The sequence below is a fragment of the Streptomyces sp. NBC_00525 genome (assembly GCF_036346595.1).
Lineage (GTDB): Bacteria > Actinomycetota > Actinomycetes > Streptomycetales > Streptomycetaceae > Streptomyces.
In genome coordinates, this window is the sequence record NZ_CP107834.1 from 1,968,635 (window position 1) to 1,989,168 (window position 20,534).

Sequence of the window (20,534 nt, forward strand, 5' to 3'; positions counted from 1 at the left end):
ATCGGAGCCCTATCCTTGTCCCGGCAAGGTCACGGACCACCAGGGTCCCAGGGAGCTCCGGAACACCGCAGCCACCACCGGCCCCCGTAGCTCAGTGGATAGAGCAGGTGCCTTCTAAGCACTTGGCCGCAGGTTCGAGTCCTGCCGGGGGCGCACGTCGCACGACCCTCCTCCGGGAGGGTCTTTCTCAGGCTGACGCTCGTCGGCGGCTCGACGCCGCCACCGCGCAGGGCCCCGTACACGTGGATGCCGGGTCCGGTGCGGTGGCGGCTCGGCACGGGGCGTGGGTTCACTCCCCGATGACCCTGGACCACTTCCCGAGCGTCGCGGTCTTCCGCAGCACGCCTCCCACGACATCATGGGCCGGCCTGAGCAGGCCGCGGGGATTGATGCGGATTCTGTTCGAAAAAGGATGGGCGCCGCGATTGAACCCTCGCCAAGTCCCGTCGCCCCTGCGCTCGCGGGGCTTCATCACGTCGAGCAGCCGATACGCTTCAAGGGCTTGGACGGTGTCGTGCACATCTCGGGACAAACCGAAGAGTCCGGCCCTCTCCCGCCAGGAAGCCACATGGTATTCGGCGCCGGAACTCAACTGCGACCACATCAGGTAGGCCGCGATTTCGCTTTTCGTCAGCACCTGGACCCAGCCCCGCGTAAAGAATTGAACGGGGATGCTCAGCGTTTCCTCCTCCTCCCGAGGGACGCGGTAGTCGACGGCCCCGGCCGGGGAGCTGCGCCCGTCCTCCGTGAGGAGCCTGAAGCCCTCGTACCTGTCTCTCGCCCCGGGCACTCCGATGTCCGCCAAGCCGCGCCTGGACAAGAGGCCGAGGGCGGAACGGAACTGGCGCAGCTTATTGGCCGTGTAAGCCGATGCCTGCGTGCTGCCCTTGCCCGAACTCGCGGATACGGCCATGAGGTCCAGCCAGCTCGTCGCCCCCGATTCGCGCCTGCCGAGGGGAATGGAATTTCCCCATGTCCGGCCGGGCTTCGTTTGGCATTGCGCGACGAACATCGCCATGAGGTGGAATTTCAGCGCCACCCCTTGCGACAGGATCAGGTGTGCCATCGGAGGGAGGACCCGATCTGCGGGGCGCCTGCGTTCGTCGACGTCGGGGCCGAAGCGGAGAGCCGCCGGCCATGGATACGGGCTCCAGAGATCGGTGTCCGGGACAGCCTGATTGCGCAGATAAGGGACTCGGATGTTGATTTTCCCGGGTTCCAGCCCACTGGTCCGTAGCCTCTCCGTGGCGTCCAGGACCTCCAGGAGTCCCCTCTCGCGTACGAGAGCTCTGAGGGCCTCCGCGCGCTTGCGTGCCCTCTGCTGATTCTGCGTCACATCGCTCACGGTCAGCCCTCCCCCAGGCCATGACGTCTTGGTCCGTCCTTCCGAATGTCGCGCGCACGCGCGCGAACAAGTCGGACCAAGGCGTCACAAGATCCGCCTGGCCCACTCCCGTTGGTCGCCCAGAATGACTTCACCGAGCGGCACCCGCCGACTCGGTAGCGAGGGCGGCAGCGCCGCCAAGCATCCACCGCCCCCGTACCCGATCAACAGCGTCCCGGAGGAACACTGATGCCCATCAAGCCTACGCAGCTCGGCATTGAAGCCGCAGTCTTCGTTGCCATTCTGGCGGTCGGCGTACTGCTCATCATGAGTCGGTCCGCCAGCGCCCAGGACGTGTCCGTACTCACGCCTGCGCTCGGCGGGCTGTACGCCGTCTGGCTCAACCGCTCGCCGGCCCGCTCCAGCCAGGTAGTGCTCACGCCGCTCTCGCGGGCCTGAGCAGCCCACGAGAGCGGCGGCCGCACCACCTCATTCGGTCTCGTCGCCGTCCGGTTCAGGGCGTCCCGGTCCCCTGAACGTCGCGAGGAGCGCGCGGGCGCGGTCCCGGAAGGCTTCGTCGTGGCGGATGATGCGGTCCTCGACGCCCGAGCGGACCACTCGGGCGTCGCCCTCGGCGAGGGCTTCGAGCCGGCGCAAGCGGTCGCCGTTCAGGGCGGCGCCGCCGAGGGCCGCCAGGGCGTCGCACGCCCCGGTCGGATCGGCGTCCGACTCGGCCGCGGCCAGAGCGGCGGAGGCGAGCGCGGCGCGGTTCACGGCGGCCGGGTCCGCCACGGCCAGGAGAGCCGTCGCCACGGCCGGGGCCTGCACCGGATCGCCGAGGGCCGCATCGAGGGCGGCGGTGAGCGAACGGCCGGCCGGACCCAGGAGCGCGGTCGCCCGGGCGGCCCGCACCACCGACCAGCGGGCCCACCGGCTCCGCGAGGCACGGTCGAGGACCGACGCGAGGACGGCGACGACGGGTTCCGGGTCGCCCGTGACCCGCCACAGGGCTTCGGCCAGGGCGGTGTCCGTGTCCAGCGCGGGCGTGGTGTCCTTCTCCGGGTCGCCGAGCGCGCCGCGCAGGAGCGGGGCCAGAGCGGCTCCCCGGGGACCGAGTGCGCCGGCGGCCCTGGCGGCATCGCGCAGGCCCCACCCGTTACGGCCGAGTTCCTGTTCGAGGCAGCGCAACAGCGGGGCGGGGTCGTCCGTGAGCTCGTACAGGGCCTGCGCCGCCGGAAGGACGTCCCGGCGGGCCGCAGCCCGCAGCGCGGCAACGGCCGTGTCGCGATCCGACGGAGCGCAGTCGGCCGCGACGGAGGCAAGGGCACGTGAAGCTTGGTCGGGAAAGTGCGGGACGGCCGCGCACAACTCGGGCAGCGCGGCCGACGCTTCGGCGCCCCAGCCGGCCAACAGGCCGGTCAGCTGACCGGGTTCGTTGCCGCTGAGCGACGCGGGCCGGGAGAGGCGGGAACGTACGGCGTCGAGGAGGTCCCCGTCGAACGGGAAGGGCGCGGCTTCCGCGTCCCACAGGCCGGTCGCCGCGTCCAGGGCACGCGGGCGGCGCCCCAGGCCGGCGGCGAGGAGCGGGGCCGCCCGCTCGGGTGCGACGAGCACGAGTGCGGCCAGAGCGCGGTCGGCGTCATCGTCCTCAAGGTCCGGGCGCCGTGCGGCGAGTGGGGCGAGCACGTCCGCGGCCGGTTCGGCGGCACGGGCCAGCCGTCCCAGCAGGGACGCCATGCCCACCACCGCCTCCTCGTCGACGGCCGCCGCGCACAGGCCCGCCACCAACCGCCGCGGGGCTCCGCGCGAGAGCATGCAGGCGCGGTCGGCCGCCCAGGTGCCCTCGGCCCGGACCGCGGCCCGGCTGTCCCGCAGGGCCGCGTCGACCAGGGCGAACGCCGCCTCCCGGTCCGCGTCGCGGTGCCGGGAGAGAAGGATCTCGACGACAGCGGCCAGCGGCTCGCCGCGTTCGAAGTCGAGGTCGGAACGCAGGGAGTCGGCGGGCAGGAGCGACAGCATCGCCGTGTGCAGGGAGTCGTCCCAGGGAGCGTCCGCGTCGAGGAGGGCGAAGAGGGCGGCCAGCCGTACGACGGCGGGCTGGGAGGGGTCCAGGGCACAGGCCGCCGCGGCGGCCCCGCGCTGCGGGTCGAGCCGGGCGATCCCGGCGAGCACTTCGGCCCGGACGGCGGGCTCGGTCTCCTGCGCCCAGCGGGTCTCCAGCGCGGGCAGGACGGTTCCACCGTCGCGGGTCTGCGAAACCGCCCAGGCGGCGACCCGCCGGACATCCGGTTCGGCACCGTCCAGCAACGGCAGCAGCAACTCCGACTGCGCGGCCACGGCCTTCCGTACAGCGCCCGGAGCCACGCCGTACTCGTCCTCGCTCTCGGCCATGCCACCGAGCAGCCCCAGGATGTCGGCCGTACGGTGGCCGGCCGCCGCGATCCCGGCGAGGAACGGCACCGCTTCCGCGCTGGCCGCGTAGACGGTCCCCTGGTGCAGCACGCTCCCGTACAGCTCCGACAGCGCTTCGGCCGCCGCGGCGGCGTCCGTACCCGCAAGGGTCCGGAGCAGTTCGGGAACGTCTTCCGCGCTGCCGTACGCGTGGGAGGAGGAGGCCCATGACACGGCGTCCAGGCCGTCGAGCGGGTGTGCGAGATCCATAGGGGGCATGCTGTCATCCGCCTCCGACAGGGCCTTGCCGCGTCCGGCTGTCCGCCGGGGACGGGGGCCGTCAGTAGCATGGGGCCGCGCTCGCCGTGGTGGGGGCGTGGGACGGTGGGAGGCCTGGGATGACGGAGCAGCGGGGGGCCGGGGCGCGGCGGCGGGGGCAGGGGGAGCTGGAGGCCCAGGTGCTGGCCACGTTGCGTGCGGCGCCGGGGCCGGTGGTCGCGGGGTGGGTGCAGGAGCGGCTCGGGGGCGGTCTCGCGTACACGACGGTGGTGACGATCCTGACCCGGCTGCATGCCAAGGGGGCGGTGGCGCGGGAGCGGTCGGGGCGGTCGTTCCAGTGGACGGCGGTCGCGGACGAGGCGGGGCTGGCCGCGTTGCGGATGCGGCGGGTGCTCGACTCCGAGGCCGACCGCGAGGCGGTGCTGGCGAGTTTCGTGAACACGCTGTCTCCGGGGGACGAGCGGCTGCTGCGCACGCTGCTGGAGACGGCGGAGCCCTCGGAGGAGGGAGACTAGGGCCATGGGGGTCTTCGTCTTCCTGCCACTGGTACTGCCGCTGACGGCCTGGCCCGTGGCGCGGCTGGCCGAGCATCATCTGCACCCTCGGGCGGCGACCCGGCTGCTGAGCATGGTCGCGGCCGTGCTCGCGCTGTGCAGCACCCTGTGTCTCGGGCTGCTCATGGTGGTGGGCACCGCTCAGCTGCCCGGCAATCCGCTGCCCGACGGCTGGTCGGACCCGGAGGTGCGCGCCGCCGTGCCGCACGACGAGATCGCCGGCCGGATGGCGATCCCCGCCCTGGTCGCCGTGCTCGCCGCGTGTACGGGGACGGCGCTGCGGCACCGCCGGGTGCGGCGCCGGGCCGCGCGGGCCCTGGCCGGGCTGCCGGACACGTCCGTGGCGGTGCTGCCCGACGAGGCGGCGTACGCGTACGCCCTGCCGGGCAGGCGCGACCGGGTCGTCGTCAGCACGGGCATGCTCGCCGGGCTCGCCCCGGCCGAGCGGCGGGCGATGTTCGCGCATGAGCGGGCCCATCTGGCCGGTCGTCACCACCGTTTCCTGCTGACCGTCCAGCTGGCCGCCCGCGCCAATCCCTTCCTGCGCCCGCTGCGTACGGCGGTGGCCTACTCCACCGAGCGGTGGGCGGACGAGGAGGCGGCGCAGGCCGTGGGCGACCGGCGGACCGTGGCGCGGGCGGTGGGCAAGTCGGCGCTGATGGCGGGGGTTTCGCCCGCGCCCGGCCTGGCGCACTTCGCGGCCGCCGGGCCGGTGCCGCGGCGGGTTGCGGCGCTGCTCGGGCCCGCCCCCTCGCCCCGGACCTGGCCCCCGGTGTTCACCCCGGTCGGACTGGCCGCCTGGACGGCGACCGCCGGAACGACCGTCTCGGCGCTGTCCTCCGCGAATGCGACCGTGACGCTGTTCTTCATCCTGCACGCCGCCACCCCCGTGTAGCGGGGGCGGGGCGTGGCCCCGGCGACGGTCAGCCGGACAGGCCGTACGGGCAGGCCCTAGAGGTCGAACTCGTGGGGCGGGAGGTCGAGGGTGAAGCACGCCTCGCGCACGACGGCCCGTTCCGTGTCGTCGAAGTGGCCGTCGGCGCCGCCGATGACGATGCCGATCTGGATCACGGCGCGCGCCTCGGCCGGCTTCTTCTTCGCCTTGGCGATCTCCTGGAGCACGCCGACCTTGCCGAAGCCGAAGTCGGCCGTCAGCTTGTTCAGGTTCTCGTCGAACCGGCGCCGGAGGTCGTTCGCGTCGAAGTTCTGCAACACCTCGTTGGTGGCGATGAGCTGGGCCACGCGCTGCCGTTCGGAGGGGTCGATCGAGCCGTCCGCCGCGGCCACGAGGGCGCACATCGCCATGGAGGCGTCCCGGAAGGCACCGGACTTGAGGTCGTTCTTCTTCGCCAGCAGCTGCGTCTGCATCGTCGACGCGGACTCCTTGATGCGGTCCCACAGGGCCATCCCGCACTCCCAACGCGCTTGGTGGGCCCGCCCGAGCCGGGGTGGGGTGGCGGCTCGGACGGACCCAACTTCTACATTACTGTAGAAACTACCAGTCCGGAGAGGCCACGCCCCGGCCGCGCGGACCGCCCGGTCTCACCCCTCGTCCTCCCTCTCCTCCTCTTCGTCACCCTCGAAGAAGTCGCCCACCTCGTCGACGACTTCGGCGGCCACCACGGCGCCGACCACGCCGACGGCCAGGCCCGCCGCACCGGCGGCGACCGCCGTCCCCACTCCGGGGCCGGAGCGATGACCGTCACCGCCGTGGCCGTCATGCCCTCCGTAGCCGCCGTGGCCGTCATGGCCCCCGTGCCCGCCCTGCACGAACAGCGCGCCGTCCGCCTGCCCGTACGCGGCGCGGTGCTCGACGAGGCGTCGAATCCAGCCGTCGACCTCCGCGTTCCAGTCCGTCCCCGCGACCTCGTGGTGGCCGACGGTGTGGCGGACCAGGGCGTCGTGCCCCTCGGAGAGGAAGCCGTCGCGCTTGTCGGCCTCCAGGACCACCTCCAGACCGGTGGGCCCGGCCAGGAAGGTCACCTCGATCTCGTTGAGCTGGTGGGCGTACTGGGGCGCCAGGGACAGCTCGATCTCCTGGTAGAACGGCAGCTGTTGCCCCGTACCGCCGATGCGGCCGAGTTCCAGGTCGGCCGACCTGAAGCCGAAGCCGAGTTGCCCGAGCGCCTCCAGGACCGCTTCCTGAGCCGGCAGGGGGCGCACGGCGAGCGGGTCGAGGTCGCCCTTGTCCCTGGCGCCGGCCACCCCGAGTTCGGTGCGGACGCCGAGGACGATCCCCAGCTCCTGCCCGTACAGTTCCGTGATCGGCGTCTCCCACGGCAGCGTCAGCGCGAAGGGCACCGCGCGGTCCTCGCCCCCGGAGAGGCGGAAGCCGCCCGCGACGGCACACCGGTGGAAGGCGACGAAGCCTTCGGACTCTCCGTCGTCGTGCTCGGCCTCGACGCGGGCGACGAGTTCCAGGGTGATGTGCTCGATCGTGACGTCACCGTCGCCGCCCCGGAGGCGTACCTCTCCGGTGACGTCACCGCCGGGCGCGACCGCGCCCGCCTCCAGCACGGTGTCCACCGAGGGGCCCCCGATGCCGAGCGAGCCGAGCAGACGCTTGAACACCATCGGGCGTTCACTCCTTCATATGGCTTGTGCGGTACAGCACTTCGGCCGCCGCGACCAGCGACCGTCTACACTTGTGTAGAAGCATATGAGGGGCGACGGCCGGCGGACGGGATACGAGCAGGTGGACACGACAGGAACCGGCGGCCTCGGCGACGCTCCGGGCGCGGGTACGGACACCGTCGCCAGGGTCTTCGCGGCCCTCGCTTCTCCCGCGCGTCTGCGCATCCTCCAGGTCCTCACCCAGGGGCCGAGCGATGTGACGCGTCTGGTGGAGCAGGTGGGCGGAGCCGCGTCCACGGTGAGCCAGCACCTGTTCACCCTGCGGCGGGCCGGGTTCGTCGATTCCCGCAGGGAGGGGCGTCGGCAGGTGTACTTCACCGAGGAGTCGCAGGCGCTCACCGAGGTCCGGCGGGCGGCCGAACGGCTGGCCGCGCGCCAGGGCGACGCCACCGGCCGGGGAGCGGCCGGCGGCTGACACCGCCGGCCGGAGCGCCGCCCGGCCGGGCGGCGGGGTCGCGCTACTTGGCGGCGTCCAGCGCGGCCAGCGCCTGCGCCCACCGTACGTACTTCAGCGAGGCCAGGTCCGCCACGGTCCTGACGCCGAACGCCTCGTCCAGCAGCTCACCGTCCCGGTCGGACACGCCCTTCAGAGCGGCCACCGGCGCGGCCAGGATCTCCGACAGCTCCTTGTCCGCCCACGCCGAGTCCAGCACCTTGCCGAGATCGATCGAAGCCATGTCCAACCCTCCGGGAACGAGTGGGTGCGACCGCCGCACCCTCTACACTTCTGTAGAAAATACGAGCCCGGATCACCCCTCAAGGGCTTGATCGGGTCTCCGCCAAAAACGGCTGAAAGTACCGCCTTCTGCGGCTTCAGGGCCTTCGGGGTCTTCGGGTCCTTCAGGGTCTTCAGGGCCTTCGGGACGAGAGGTACCGAAGGACCCGTCAGCCGGCCGCCACCGCCAGCAGCGCGAACGCCGCCAGGGACAGGACCGTGCGGATGCGGTGGAAGGTGTTCCAGCGGGCCTCGAACGCGGTGCGGGCCGCCGTGTCGTCGCCGCCCTCGGACTGTGCGAGGGCGTTGTTCAGCGGGATGTTGCCCGCGACCGTGATCAGGTGGGAGGCCACGGCGCAGACCAGTGCGGCGAGCAGCAGGGGCCAGGTGTCCTCGCCGGTCTCCGTGAAGACGGGGACGGCCGGGAAGGCGATCACGCCGAGGAAGAGGAGCAGGAAGACCGGGCCGGGGACCTTCTCGTTGAAGCGGCGCATCGCGGCCGTGAACCCGGCGTCGGGCAGGACCGCGAGGCCGGGCATCACCGCGATGAGGAAGGTCAGCAGGAATCCGGCGTAGAGGCCGGTCGTGAGCACGGCGAGGGTCAGGAACAGCGAGGCCATGGGCCCATCATGGCCTGCGGGGAGCGGCCGCACCGCCTGATTTCGCAGATGTGTGCGAACCGCTCCCCGGTGCGCGGCCGTCAGTCCATCTCGCCCTCTCCGGTGTCCTCCACGACATCCCCGCCGCCCTTGAGCCGGTCGGCGCGGCCGATCGCGTCGGCGAGCTTGGAGACCGAGGAGTCCTCCGTACGCGTGGCCAGCTTGCGCGCCCGCGCGGCGAGTTCGCCGAGGCCGGGGGCGCCGGGCAGGCTGCCGCCGCGCAGGTTCTCCGCGAAGTAGGCGGCCACCGCCGTGACCTGGAGCCGGTCGCTGCGGCCGCCCCACAGCTTGCCGGTGACCGCGCCGGTCTCCACCGAGCCGGTCTTCTCGTGCGGGGTACGGGTCTTGGGGTCGAGCCAGCGCACCGTGGCGGTGGCGACATGGCCGGAGGCGCCGTCGCGCAGGTGCACCGCGTACAGGGCGGTCACCGTGTGGCCGGGGCCGACCTCGCCGCCGTCCACGCTGTCGTCGCGGAAGTCGTCGTCGGCGACCTTGCGGTTCTCGTAGCCGATCAGCTTGAACTTCTCGACGGTCTCCGGGTCGAACGCGACCTGTGCCTTGGCGTCGCGGGCGGTCAGTTCGAGGTGGGCCGGGAGCTGGTCGACGAAGACCTTGCGGGCCTGCTCCTCGTCGGAGACGTAGGTGGTGTGGCCGTCGCCCTTGTTGGTCAGCTCCTCCATGAAGGCGTCGCCGTACTCGCTGCCGACGCCCACGCCGAACAGGGTGATGCCGTGCTCGCGGCGGGCGGAGTCGATGCGTTCGAGGATGTCGTCCGCCTTGGTTTCACCGGTGTTGGCCAGTGCGTCGGAGAGCAGGACGACCCGGTTGTTGGCGCCCTTGCGCAGGCCCTCGACGGCCTCGTCGTAGCCGCGCTCCACACCGGCGCCGACGTTGGTGGAGGAGCCGGGCTCCAGGGAGTCGACCGCGTCGCGGACCTCGCCCCGGTGGCCCTTCAGCCGGGTCATGGGCCGGACGGTCTCCGCCTCGTCGCTGAAGGTGACCAGGCTGATCGAGTCGTCGTCGCGCAGTTCGTCGGTGAGGATGCCGAGCGAGGTCTTCACGAGCCCGAGCCGGTCGGGCGAGTTCATCGAGCCGGAGACGTCCACCACGAAGGTGAGGGCGGCCGGGGGCCGGTCGGCGCTGCTGGGCGCCGCCCTGGTGGCCAGCCCGACCCGGACCAGCGACCAGTCGCCGCCCTCGCCGCCCGCCCGGGCGCCGTCCACCGAGACCGAGAAGCCGTTGCCGGTGGGCCGGTGGTAGCCCTGCCGGAAGCTGTTGACGAACTCCTCCGGCCGCACGCTCTGGGCACCGGGCAGCCGCCCGTCGGCGAGGGTGCGGCGGGCGTAGCCGTACGAGGCGGTGTCCACGTCCAGCGCGAAGGTGGACAGGTAGTCGGGTGCGTCGGGGCCCTTGAGCCGGTCGGGGCCGTCCGTGGGGCCGCCGTTCGGCCCGTCCGTGGGCCCGGCCCGCAGATCGTCCGTCGCCCCCTTGGTGCCGGCGGGCGCGGGTGCGGGCGCTCCGGCGCGGCGGTCGGCCGAGGAGGCCGCGTCCCGGCCCGGCTCGCCCGAGCAGCCGGTGAGCAGCACGCCGGCCGCGAGCAGCAGCCCGAGCGCCCCCTGATGCCTCCGCCGGTGATTCCGTGTGCGGCGTTCCATTCCGTACCCCCTGTGTCGTCACGTCAGCACTTGTGAATGTGACGCGCGAGCGGGGCCGCGGGACCGGCCGAAAGCGTTGCGGAACGATCTCGATGCGGCAACGGGGAGCGCACAACGGGCGGAATGTCAAGGTCAGGACACGATGTCCTTACGACTGAATCCCCGGAAGGCGAAGGCGAGCAGGATCAGGGCATAACTCACCGATACCGCCGCGCCCTTGGCCATGCCGCCCCACTCGATGGCGGGCTGGAGGGCGTCGGCCCAGGCGAACTGCCAGTGGGCGGGCAGCAGCTCGCGCCAGGAGCCGAGCGCGGTCACCGCGTCGAGCACATTGCCGACGATGGTGAGCCCCACCGCGCCGCCGACCGCGCCGAGCGGGGCGTCGGTCCGCGTCGAGAGCCAGAACGCCAGCCCGGCGGTCACCAGTTGGGACACGAAGACGAACGCGACGACGAGCGCGAGGCGCCACACCGCTTCCCCGGCCGCCAGCGTCCCCCCGGTCGGCAGCTCCAGCGGCCCCCAGCCGTACGCCGCCGCGCCGGCCGCGAGCGCGACGAGCGGCAGCAGCACCATCGCGGCGAGGCTGAAGCCCAGCGCGACGACGAGCTTGCTCCACAGCAGCCTGCTCCGGGGCACGGGCGCGGCCAGCAGATAGCGCAGCGAGGACCAGCTCGCCTCGGACGCCACGGTGTCGCCGCAGAACAGCGCGACCGGGACGACGAGCAGGAAGCCCGCCGAGACGAACAGGCAGGTGGCGGCGAAGTTGGCGGCGGACGCGGTGGCGGTGTCCATCAGCGTGATGCGGTCGTCGCCGCCGGGCCCGCCGTCCGGGGTGCCGCCGATGGCGAACGCGATGATCAGGACGAACGGCAGCGCGGCCAGCACTCCGCCCATGAGCAGCGTGCGGCGGCGGCGCAGTTGCCGTACCGCCTCCACGCGCAGCGGGAGCGTGTGGCGGGCGCGGTAGCCGGGGGCCTCGGGGGCCGTGGTGAGGTCGGCTGCGGTGCTCATGCGGAGCCTCCGGAGATCAGGGTGAGGAAGGCGTCCTCCAGGCGGCGGTGCGGTCCGACGCCGGTCAGCGGCACGTCGAGGCGGACCAGTTCGGCGACCAGGCCGGGCGCCGTCGCCCCGTCGAGCCGGACCAGCAGGCCGTGGCCGTCGTCGGTGCGCACGGCGGAGCCGATGCCGGGCAGGGCGGCGATCTTGTCCACGACGGGTTCGGTGAGCGGGTCGGCCGCGGTGACCAGGAGCATGTCGCCGGAGCCGGTGATCTCCGCGACCGGGCCGGCCTGGACGAGCCTGCCGCGGTCCATGACGACCAGATGCGTGCAGGACTGCTCGACCTCGGACAGGAGGTGGCTGGAGACGATCACGGTGCGGCCGCCGGCCGCGTACCGGATCATCACGTCCCGCATCTCGCGGATCTGCGGCGGGTCGAGCCCGTTGGTCGGTTCGTCGAGGATGAGGAGGTCCGGCATGCCGAGCATGGCCTGGGCGATGGCCAGGCGCTGCCGCATGCCCTGCGAGTAGGTGCGCACGGCGCGGGCCAGGGCGTCGCCGAGACCGGCGATCTCCAGTGCCTCCTCGATGTGCGCGTCCTCGGCGGGGCGGCCGGTGGCCTGCCAGTACAGCTCCAGGTTGGCGCGGCCGGACAGATGCGGGAGGAAGCCGGCGCCCTCGACGAAGCAGCCGACGCGGGACAGCACGGGCGCGCCGGGGCGGATGGCCTGCCCGAAGACCCGGATCTCGCCGTCGTCGGGGGTGATGAGCCCCATGAGCATGCGCAGTGTCGTCGTCTTGCCGGCGCCGTTGGGCCCGAGCAGGCCGAGCACCTGCCCCTTCTCGACCCGGAAGGACAGGTCGCGGACGGCATACCGCTCGGCGGACCCGGCGTACTTCTTGGACAGGCCGGTGATCCGCAGCGGTACGTCGGCGAGTGCCGGATCGGGTGCGGGCGTCGCGGTACGGCGCCGGGCGGTGAGCAGCAGGGCCGCGGCGGCGGCCAGCGCGGCGGCGGGCAGCCCCCAGGTCCACCAGGGCAGCGGGGCCGCGCCGGTTTCGAGGCCGGGCGCGGTGGGAAGCGTGAGGGGCCCTTCGAGGGAGACGGTGTACGTGGCCGGCGCGGCCGGGGACGCGTAGCCGAGGTCGGTCGTGGCCAGGACGAGCCGGAGCCGGTGGCCCGCTTCGAGTTCGTGGTCGATCGCGGGCAGCGTCAGCTCCAGCGGCTTGCCCTGCCGCTCGGGCGTGATCCGGTAGGGGGCGACGAGCTGGGCGGGCAGTACCTGGCGCTTGCCGTCCGGGGAGACGTCGTACACCTTGCCGAACAGGACCGCGTCGCCGTGGTCGGCCTCGACGGTGACCCGGACGGTGGGGGCGCCGGTGACGCGGCGGGCGGTGGTCAGCGGGGCGGAGTCGAAGCGGGCGTACTGGCCGGGGAAGTCGAGGGCGAGGCCGAGGCCGAAGGTGGAGAGCCGGGCCAGTGAGCCGCCGGCGCCGGGGACCGCGGAGATGGCGGGCGGGTTGCCGCCGGGCGGGTTGGCGATCTTCTGCGGTTCGCCGCGCAGTTCGACGGGGACCCCGCCGCTGTGCAGCCCCGGATAGGTGTCGGAGGTGGCGCCCCGGGTGAGGGCGGCGCCGTCGGTGGAGTCGATGCCGCCGGTGCGGGTGGTGCGGAAGGCGGGGCCGGTGTCGGCGCCCTCCTCCCCCTTCAGATAGCGGTCGAACCAGGTGCCGATCCTCTTCTCGACCCGGTCGGTCTCGCGGTCGCCGCCGTCGTGGCCGCCGGCGATCCAGTCCACGGAGACGGGGGCGCCGTTGGCGGCGATGGCCTTCGCCATGGCGTCGGCCTGGCCGAGCGGGAAGAGGGAGTCGGTCTGGCCCTGGACGATCAGGGCGGGGGCCTTGATGCGGTCGGCGACGGCGCTCGGGGAGCGTTCGGCGAGCAGGGTGCGCGCGGCGGCGTCGGGCTTGCCGCTGACGGCGACCCGTTCGTACAGCTCGCAGAGCTTCTTCTCGAAGTTGCCGCAGCCGCCGCCGGAGTTGACGAAGATCCCGGCCCAGAGTTTCTTGAACACCCCGTCCGGGAAGAGCGCGTCAGCGAGGTTCCAGTAGGTGATCTGCGGGGCGATGGCGTCGACGCGCCGGTCGTGGCCCGCGGCGAGCAGCGAGACGGCGCCGCCGTAGGACGCGCCGGTGATGCCCACGCGCGGGTCGCCCTCGGCGTCGAGCCGCACCTCGGGGCGGCCGGCGAGCCAGTCGATCAGCCGTGAGACGTCCTCGACCTCGCGGTCCGGGGCGTTCAGCGAGATGGTTCCGCCCGACTTGCCGAAGCCGCGCGCGGACCAGGTGAGCACGGCGTATCCGTCGCGGGCGAGCCGCTCCGCCTGGGCACGGGTCTCCGCCTTGCTGCCGCCGAACCCGTGGCCGATGAGCACGGCGGGCCTGCGCCCGGCGCCGCCGGCCGTGAAGTAGGAGGTGTCCAGGGTCACCCCGTTCACGTGCATCATCCGGTCCTGGCGGTGCACGGCGGGCCCGCTGTCGTCGGCCGCGGCGCTCCAGGTGCCCGCGCCGGCCAGTACCAGGAGCGCGGCACCGGCCGCCGTCCAACGGCCTCGGGTGCGCGGCAGCAGCCGCCGCCACCGGGGCGTACGCGCAACAGGGGTGTCCATGCACCGACCCTATGCGGCCCGCCGCCCGGCCCCGCCTGCCCCGGGGCGGAACTCCCGCACCTCCTCAAGAGGTACGGGGCCCGGCCCGCGTACTCCGCGCGCGGTACGCGCCGGTCCCCGCGCCTGTGGGAATCGGGTCGCCCGGAGGGCCGTGCTCTGGAACGCTGCCGTCATGCATCGACCGGAGGCACTGCTGATCGGCGGACGCGCCGGGGTGGGGAAGACGACGGCGGCGTGGGAGGTGTCGGCCCGGCTGCGCGCGGCCGGAGTGGCACACGCGGTCGTGGACGGCGACTTCATGGGCGCCGTGCATCCCGCGCCCGACGGCGACCCGGACCGCTCCCTGATCACCGCACGCAATCTGGCGGCCGTCTGGGCCAACTACGCGGAGCTGGGCCTGCGCCGGCTCGTCTACACCAACACGGTGAGCGTGCTGGCCGGTTCGGCGCCCATGTTCGAGCGGGCGATGGGGGCGGAGGTGCGGTGCGTACGGGTGCTGCTGACCGCGTCCGACACGACGGCCGCCGAGCGGCTCGCCGGCCGCGAGACCGGGTCGGGGCTGGAGCGGGAGTTGCGGAACAGCGCCCGCAAGGCCCGGCTGCTCGACGCGCAGGCCCCGCCCGACACGGTGCGGGTGCCGACGGACGGGCGGACGGTGGTGGACGTCGCGGCACGGATCGTCGCGCTGACGGGGTGGCTGGGGCACTAAGGCGTGGGCACGGGCAGCGGGGTGCCCTCGGGCAGCGGGTACGGGGACTCGGCGGGGAGCAGCGTGCTCGCCTCGTCCGTCGCTCCGGCCCGGACCAGGGCGTGGATCTTCCGGGCGAGCGGGGTGACGTCGCGAACGGCGACGGTCCACTCGTCCGCGTACCGCCGGGACGCCTCGCCCGCGAGCCCGAGTTGCAGCGAGCGGTGCGGGAGGCGGTTGAGGTGCAGGTCGCGTTCGGGGTCCCACTGGACGCGGGCGGGGGCGCGGCGCAGATCGCGCTGCCAGGTGGCGCGGTCGGGGTGCACGCCGTGTTGGTAGTGGGAGAGTTCGGCGTGGCCGAGGGCCCAGTCGAAGCCCTCGCGGGTGATCTCGATGGCGAGGACGGTCTCCTGGCCCTCCTTCGTCCCCCAGCCGCAGCGGTACATCATCCACAGGAAACTCGGCTTGATCCATGTCATCCGGTCGCGCTTCCAGGCGGCCGGGAAGCGCCCGTCGCGGGCGGCCGGGAGACCGAGCGACGGGGTGTACGCCTGATAGACGGTCACGGTGTCGGCGGTGTGGAGCGCGCGGATCTCGTGCGGGGGCCGGGTGGTCGCGGATACGGACACGGATGCGGTCATACGGGCATTCCAGCACCGGGGGCCGGGGGACGGCGAACGAGTTTGCGTACGCCGGTGCCCGGCGGTGTCCTCCCGCACGCGCATACGGTGACATCTGTCATGCGGAGGTCGGGACACGCGGCTCTGCCGGGCAGGGGGGCCGGCGGAGCAGTCTGTACGTGTCGAGAGCGGGAGCCGCGAGGGCGCCGCCGGAACGGGAGGAACCGACATGAGCAGCACGGCCGTCACACTCCACGCACCTGTCGCCGACGCCGCTCCGATCGCTCCCCGCAAGGCGCTCGTGGACAGTCTGAAGCCGCTGCTGGTGGATGTCGCGCTGCCGCTGGCCTCCTACTACGCGCTGAAGGCGGCGGGGCTCGGCACCTTCGCCGCGCTGGCCTGGAGCAGTACGGTGCCGGCGGTGCGCACGGTGTGGGGCGCGGTGCGCGAGCGGCGGCTCAACGGGCTCGCGGCGCTGATGGTTTCGGTGAACGCGGTGTCGCTGCTGCTGGGGCTGGTGGCCGGTGACCCGCGGCTGATGCTGCTCAAGGACAGCGGGGTGAGCAGCATCGTCGGGCTGACGTTCCTGGTGACGGCGGTGCGGGGGCGGCCGATGCTGTCGGCGGGGCTGCGGCCGTGGCTGACGCGGGGCGAGGCCGCCAAGTCGGCCGCCTGGGAGCGGCTCGCGGCCGGTTCGCCGGAGTTCCGGCGGGCGGAGACGCGGTTCTCGGCGGTGTGGGGCGGGGCGCTGCTCGCGGAGTGCGCGGTGCGGGCGGTGGGGGCGTACACCGTGCCGGTGGAGACGATGGTGTGGGCCGGGACGGTGCTGATGATCGGCGCGATGGTGGTGGCGTTCCTGGTGTCGGGCCGGGTCGGGGTCGTGCCCATGGAGCGCATGATCGCGGCCGAGGCCGGCACGACGGAGCGCTGAGGCCGTCCACGGGATTCCGCAGGGCCACTCCGGGGGGGGGTGGCCCTGCGGGCGTGTCCGCCCGTGCGGCGCCGGGTCAGTGGTTGCGGGGGAAGCCCAGGTCGACGCCGGAGGGGGTGTCGGCCGGGTCGGGCCAGCGGGTGGTGGTGACCTTGGCGCGGGTGTAGAAGCGCACGCCGTCGCTGCCGTAGATGTGGTGGTCGCCGAAGAGGGAGTCCTTCCAGCCGCCGAAGGAGTGGTAGCCGACGGGCACCGGGATGGGCACGTTGACGCCGACCATGCCGGCCTCGATCTCCAGCTGGAAGCGGCGGGCCGCCCCGCCGTCGCGGGTGAAGATCGCGGTGCCGTTGCCGTACGGCGAGGCGTTCATGAGGGCCACGCCCTCCTCGTACGTGTCCACGCGCAGCACGCACAGGACCGGGCCGAAGATCTCGTCGCGGTACGCGTCGGAGTCGGTGGCGACGTGGTCGAGGAGGGAGAGGCCGATCCAGTGGCCGTCCTCGAAGCCCTCGACGGTGAATCCGGTGCCGTCGAGGACGACTTCGGCGCCCTGGGCGGCGGCGCCCGTGACGTAGGAGGCGACCCGGTCGCGGTGGGCGGCGGTGATCAGGGGGCCCATCTCGGAGTCCGGGTCGGTGCCGGGGCCGATCTTGATGCGGCCGGCCCGCTCCTTGATCCGGGCGACCAGCTCGTCGCCGATCGCGCCCACGGCGACGACGGCGGAGATCGCCATGCAGCGCTCGCCGGCGGAGCCGTACGCGGCGGAGACGGCGGCGTCGGCGGCGGCGTCCAGGTCGGCGTCGGGCAGCACGAGCATGTGGTTCTTCGCGCCGCCCAGCGCCTGGACGCGCTTGCCGTTGGCGGAGGCGGTGGCGTGGATGTGGCGGGCGACGGGCGTCGAGCCGACGAACGAGACGGCGGCGACGTCCGGGTGGGCCAGGAGCGCGTCCACCGCGACCCGGTCACCGTGCAGCACGTTCAGGACGCCGTCCGGCAGCCCGGCCTCGGCGGCCAGTTCGGCCAGCAGGTTGGCGGCGGACGGGTCCTTCTCGCTGGGCTTGAGCACGAAGGTGTTGCCGCAGGCGATGGCGAGCGGGAACATCCACATCGGCACCATGGCCGGGAAGTTGAACGGGGTGATCCCGGCGACGACGCCGAGCGGCTGCCGGATCGAGGAGACGTCGACCCGGCTGGAGACCTGGGTGGACAGCTCGCCCTTGAGTTGGGTGGTGATCCCGCAGGCCAGCTCCACGATCTCCAGTCCGCGCGCGACCTCGCCGAGCGCGTCGGAGTGCACCTTGCCGTGCTCGGCGGTGATGAGCGCGGCGATCTCGTCCCGGTGGGCGTCGAGCAGCGCGTGGTAGCGGAAGAGGATCGCGGTGCGGGTGGACAGCGACGACTGACGCCATGCCGGGTACGCGTCCTTCGCGGCGGCCACCGCGGCGTCGGTCTCCGCGGCCGAGGCGAAGGCGACCCGGGTGGTGACGGCCCCGGTGGCGGGGTCGGTGACCTCGCCGTGGCTGCCGGACGTGCCCTCGACGGTCTTGCCACCGATCCAGTGGTTCACGGTCTTCATCTGCGACTCCTTCAGAGGTGATGGCGCCGGCCGGTGCGGTGTCGTTCGTACTCTTTCCGTGCTTCGACCGCCGGGGGGCGGGTGGCCGTCGCGGCCACGGGAACATCCCACCACGCCTGCGCCGGCGGGGGCCCCTGCCCGGCACCGGGTGTTTCGGTCTCGACGTGGACGCAGACGGGCCGGTCGGCGCTGCGGGCCAGGGCCAGCGCCTCGCGCAGTTCGGCGACCGTCGCGGCGCGCAGCACCCGCATGCCGAGCGAGGCGGCGTTGGCGGCGAGGTCCACGGGCAGCGGCGGGCCGGTGAAGCCGCCGTCCTCGCGGTGGCGGTAGTCCGTGCCGAAGCGTTCGCCGCCGGTCGCCTCGGAGAGGCCGCCGATCGAGGCGTAGCCGTGGTTCTGCAGGACGACGAGCTTGACGGGCAGGTTCTCCTGGACGGCGGTGACGATCTCGGTGGGGTTCATCAGATACGTGCCGTCGCCGACGAGCGCCCAGACGGGGCGGCCGGGGGCGGCGAGCTGGACGCCGATCGCGGCCGGGATCTCGTAGCCCATGCAGGAGTAGCCGTACTCGACGTGGTACTGGCGCGGGGAGCGGGTGCGCCAGAGCTTGTGCAGGTCGCCGGGGAGCGAGCCGGCCGCGTTGACGAGGATGTCCTCCTCGGTGACCAGCTCGTCCAGCAGGCCGAGGAACTGGGTCTGGGTGGGGCGGGCGGCCGGGTCGGGGGCGGCGTACGCGGCGTCGACGCGCTGCTCCCAGCGGGCCTTGGCCGCGGTGTACTCCGCCTCGTACGCCGGGTCGGCGCGGTGGCCGGCGAGGGCGTCGGTGAGGGCTTCGAGGGCGGTGCGGGCGTCCGCGACGAGTGGGAGCGCGGCGAGCTTGTGGGCGTCGAAGCCGGTGATGTTGAGGTTGAGGAAGCGGACGTCCGGGTGCGCGAAGAGGGTCGCGGACGCGGTGGTGAAGTCGGTGTACCGGGTGCCGACGCCGATGACCAGGTCGGCGGTGCGGGCGAGGTCGTCGGCGGTGGCGGTGCCGGTGTGGCCGATGCCGCCGACGTCGGCGGGGTGGTCGTGGCGCAGGGAGCCCTTGCCGGCCTGGGTGGAGGCGACGGGGATGCGGGTGGCTTCGGCGAACGCGGCGAGGGCGTCCTCGGCGGCGCTGTGGTGGACCCCGCCGCCCGCGACGACGAGCGGGCGGCGGGCGGCGCGCACCGCCCGGACCGCCCGGTCGAGTTCGCCGGGGTCGGGGGCGGGGCGGCGTACGTGCCAGACGCGCTCGGCGAAGAACTCGGGGGGCCAGTCGTGCGCCTCGGCCTGGACGTCCTGGGGCAGCGCGAGGGTGACGGCGCCGGTCGCGGCCGGGTCGGTGAGGACCCGCATGGCGTGCAGCGCGGCCGGGATCAGCGCCTCGGGGCGGGTGATCCGGTCGAAGTAGCGGGAGACGGGGCGCAGGCAGTCGTTGACGGAGATGTCGCCCGCGTACGGCACTTCCAGTTGCTGGAGTACGGGGTCGGCGGGGCGGGTCGCGAAGGTGTCGCCGGGCAGCAGCAGGACGGGGAGGTGGTTGACGGTGGCGAGGGCGGCGCCGGTGACGAGGTTGGTGGCGCCGGGGCCGATGGAGGTGGTGACGGCCTGCGCGGAGAGCCGGCCCGTCTGGCGGGCGTGGCCGACGGCTGCGTGCACCATGGCCTGTTCGTTGCGGCCCTGGAGGTAGGGCATGGTGGGGCCGGTCTCCAGGAGGGCCTGGCCGATGCCCGCGACGTTGCCGTGGCCGAAGATGCCCCAGGTGGCGGTGATCAGCCGTTGGCGTGTGCCGTCGCGCTCGGTGTACTGGCGGGCGAGGAAGGCGATGAGTGCCTGGGCGGTGGTGAGGCGGCGGGCGGACCGGCCGGTGGCCGGGGGTGTCGGGGGCGTCTCTGCTGTCGGGGGCGGCGTGGGTGTTCCGGGTGTCGTGGGTGTCGCGGTCATGCGGGGTCCTCCGGGCCGTGGAGCGGGAGGCGGGGGTCGACGGGCTGGGACGGCCAGGTGTCGCGCACCCAGCTGTGGTCGGGGTGGTCGCGGATCAGCCACTCCCGCTTCTCGCCGGGGCCCGCCATGACGTTGAGGTAGTACATGGTGCGGCCGGGTGGCGCGATGGACGGGCCGTGCCAGCCGTCCGGGATGAGCACGGTGTCACCGCTGCGGACCTCGGCCAGCACGTCCGTGCCGCCGGGGCGGGACGGCGAGACGCGGTGGTAGCCGAGGCCGCCGCCCTCCACCTCGAAGTAGTAGATCTCCTCCAGGACGGACTCCCGGCCGGGATGGTGCTCGTCGTGCTTGTGCGGCGGGTAGGAGGACCAGTTGCCGCCGGGGGTGAGGACTTCGACCGCGATCAGCCGGTCGCAGTCGAAGGCGTCGGCGGCGGCGAAGTTGTGGACCTGCCGGGAGCAGGTTCCGGAGCCGCGCAGCTCCACGCGTACCTCCGGCGCGGGGCCGTAACGAGCGGGGAGTCGTCGCTCGCATTTCGCTCCTGCCAGGGCGAAGCGGCCGCCGGCGCCGGAGGCGATCTGTGCGTGGGCATCGCGCGGTACATAGGCGAAGTCGGTAACGCCGCTGAACACACTCCTACGGCCCAGCAGTTCAAAGATCTCATCTGAGGTGTGCACCGTACAGCCGCCGGTCAACGGCAGAATGATCCACTCGCTCTCCCCGGTGACAAGTGTGTGAACTCCTCCCGGTTCCAGCTCCACCACTTCGAGGCCGGATCGCTCCCAGCCGGCCTGTTCCGGCCCGATGTCCACGGTGTACGGCCCGTGCCCGGTGCTTCCGGCGGGCAGATGGTACGTCGTCGGTTCCCGTCGCATG

Annotated in this window: 19 protein-coding genes and 1 tRNA gene; 7 read left to right on the plus strand and 13 right to left on the minus strand. The window is 73.3% G+C overall.

Going from position 1 to position 20,534, the window contains the following annotated elements:
• Positions 1–80: 80 nt before the first annotated feature.
• Positions 81–153: transfer RNA gene (locus tag OG710_RS08725), tRNA-Arg, on the plus strand.
• A gap of 136 nt (positions 154–289) precedes the next feature.
• Here the strand turns inward: OG710_RS08725 and OG710_RS08730 are convergent.
• Positions 290–1,066 carry a hypothetical protein gene (locus OG710_RS08730; protein ID WP_330238797.1) on the minus strand — a complete coding sequence of 259 codons (777 nt, stop codon included), beginning with the start codon at positions 1,064–1,066 and terminating at the stop codon, positions 290–292.
• A gap of 507 nt (positions 1,067–1,573) precedes the next feature.
• Between OG710_RS08730 and OG710_RS08735 the strand changes: the two genes are divergently transcribed.
• Positions 1,574–1,783: a hypothetical protein gene (locus OG710_RS08735; RefSeq protein ID WP_330238798.1), complete on the plus strand. Its 210-nt coding sequence runs from the start codon at positions 1,574–1,576 to the stop codon at positions 1,781–1,783.
• Between the two features lie 30 nt (positions 1,784–1,813).
• Here the strand turns inward: OG710_RS08735 and OG710_RS08740 are convergent, their stop codons facing one another.
• Positions 1,814–3,985: a hypothetical protein gene (locus OG710_RS08740; protein ID WP_330238799.1), complete on the minus strand. Its 2,172-nt coding sequence runs from the start codon at positions 3,983–3,985 to the stop codon at positions 1,814–1,816.
• Between the two features lie 128 nt (positions 3,986–4,113).
• On the opposite strand from OG710_RS08740, the gene OG710_RS08745 reads away from it, so the two are divergent.
• Entirely contained in the window at positions 4,114–4,509 is a 396-nt protein-coding gene (locus OG710_RS08745; RefSeq protein ID WP_111331512.1) for a BlaI/MecI/CopY family transcriptional regulator, read from the plus strand.
• 4 nt (positions 4,510–4,513) lie between these two features.
• Positions 4,514–5,443, plus strand: a complete 930-nt coding sequence (locus tag OG710_RS08750) for a M56 family metallopeptidase (RefSeq protein WP_330238800.1) — start codon at positions 4,514–4,516, stop codon at positions 5,441–5,443.
• Positions 5,444–5,499: 56 nt separating this feature from the next.
• Here the strand turns inward: OG710_RS08750 and OG710_RS08755 are convergent, their stop codons facing one another.
• Together OG710_RS08755 and OG710_RS08760 are read right to left on the minus strand one after the other, a co-directional pair.
• On the minus strand, positions 5,500–5,955 hold the full coding sequence (locus tag OG710_RS08755) for a tellurite resistance TerB family protein (RefSeq protein ID WP_330238801.1): 456 nt from the start codon (positions 5,953–5,955) through the stop codon (positions 5,500–5,502).
• A gap of 135 nt (positions 5,956–6,090) precedes the next feature.
• Positions 6,091–7,122 (minus strand): sporulation protein, encoded by a 1,032-nt coding sequence (locus tag OG710_RS08760; protein WP_330238802.1) that lies wholly within the window; start codon positions 7,120–7,122, stop codon positions 6,091–6,093.
• Between the two features lie 121 nt (positions 7,123–7,243).
• Here OG710_RS08760 and OG710_RS08765 point away from each other — a divergent pair, with 121 nt between their 5' ends.
• On the plus strand, positions 7,244–7,597 hold the full coding sequence (locus OG710_RS08765) for an ArsR/SmtB family transcription factor (RefSeq protein WP_330238803.1): 354 nt from the start codon (positions 7,244–7,246) through the stop codon (positions 7,595–7,597).
• A gap of 43 nt (positions 7,598–7,640) precedes the next feature.
• Here OG710_RS08765 and OG710_RS08770 read toward each other — a convergent pair whose 3' ends face one another.
• The 5 genes from OG710_RS08770 to OG710_RS08790 form a co-directional block, all read right to left on the minus strand.
• Positions 7,641–7,859 (minus strand): hypothetical protein, encoded by a 219-nt coding sequence (locus OG710_RS08770; protein WP_330238804.1) that lies wholly within the window; start codon positions 7,857–7,859, stop codon positions 7,641–7,643.
• Between the two features lie 208 nt (positions 7,860–8,067).
• Positions 8,068–8,517, minus strand: coding sequence for an anthrone oxygenase family protein (locus tag OG710_RS08775; protein WP_111331497.1), 450 nt, complete (start codon positions 8,515–8,517; stop codon positions 8,068–8,070).
• A gap of 80 nt (positions 8,518–8,597) precedes the next feature.
• The gene (locus OG710_RS08780; RefSeq protein ID WP_330238805.1) at positions 8,598–10,211 is read right to left on the minus strand and encodes a vWA domain-containing protein; all 1,614 of its coding nucleotides are present in this window, start codon (positions 10,209–10,211) and stop codon (positions 8,598–8,600) included.
• A 132-nt stretch (positions 10,212–10,343) separates the two neighbouring features.
• Positions 10,344–11,222 carry an ABC transporter permease gene (locus OG710_RS08785; protein ID WP_330238806.1) on the minus strand — a complete coding sequence of 293 codons (879 nt, stop codon included), beginning with the start codon at positions 11,220–11,222 and terminating at the stop codon, positions 10,344–10,346.
• Positions 11,219–13,879, minus strand: a complete 2,661-nt coding sequence (locus OG710_RS08790; RefSeq protein ID WP_330238807.1) for an alpha/beta fold hydrolase — start codon at positions 13,877–13,879, stop codon at positions 11,219–11,221. Before OG710_RS08790 ends, OG710_RS08785 begins: the two co-directional genes overlap by 4 nt.
• A 172-nt stretch (positions 13,880–14,051) precedes the next feature.
• On the opposite strand from OG710_RS08790, the gene OG710_RS08795 reads away from it, so the two are divergent.
• Entirely contained in the window at positions 14,052–14,588 is a 537-nt protein-coding gene (locus OG710_RS08795) for a hypothetical protein (RefSeq protein ID WP_330238808.1), read from the plus strand.
• Here the strand turns inward: OG710_RS08795 and OG710_RS08800 are convergent.
• Positions 14,585–15,208 (minus strand): DUF4291 domain-containing protein, encoded by a 624-nt coding sequence (locus OG710_RS08800; protein ID WP_330238809.1) that lies wholly within the window; start codon positions 15,206–15,208, stop codon positions 14,585–14,587. The genes OG710_RS08795 and OG710_RS08800 overlap by 4 nt on opposite strands.
• Before the next feature lie 208 nt (positions 15,209–15,416).
• On the opposite strand from OG710_RS08800, the gene OG710_RS08805 reads away from it, so the two are divergent.
• Positions 15,417–16,118, plus strand: coding sequence for a VC0807 family protein (locus OG710_RS08805; RefSeq protein ID WP_330238810.1), 702 nt, complete (start codon positions 15,417–15,419; stop codon positions 16,116–16,118).
• A gap of 76 nt (positions 16,119–16,194) precedes the next feature.
• On the opposite strand, the gene OG710_RS08810 is transcribed toward OG710_RS08805, so the two are convergent.
• Genes OG710_RS08810 through iolB form a run of 3 tightly spaced genes read right to left on the minus strand, consistent with a single transcriptional unit; the run spans position 16,195 to position 20,533 of the window.
• On the minus strand, positions 16,195–17,694 hold the full coding sequence (locus OG710_RS08810; RefSeq protein ID WP_330238811.1) for a CoA-acylating methylmalonate-semialdehyde dehydrogenase: 1,500 nt from the start codon (positions 17,692–17,694) through the stop codon (positions 16,195–16,197).
• An 11-nt stretch (positions 17,695–17,705) separates the two neighbouring features.
• Complete coding sequence (iolD, locus tag OG710_RS08815; RefSeq protein ID WP_330238812.1) at positions 17,706–19,658, minus strand: 3D-(3,5/4)-trihydroxycyclohexane-1,2-dione acylhydrolase (decyclizing); 1,953 nt, start codon at positions 19,656–19,658, stop codon at positions 17,706–17,708.
• Positions 19,655–20,533, minus strand: coding sequence for a 5-deoxy-glucuronate isomerase (gene iolB, locus OG710_RS08820; protein ID WP_330238813.1), 879 nt, complete (start codon positions 20,531–20,533; stop codon positions 19,655–19,657). Before iolB ends, iolD begins: the two co-directional genes overlap by 4 nt.
• Position 20,534 lies beyond the last annotated feature (1 nt).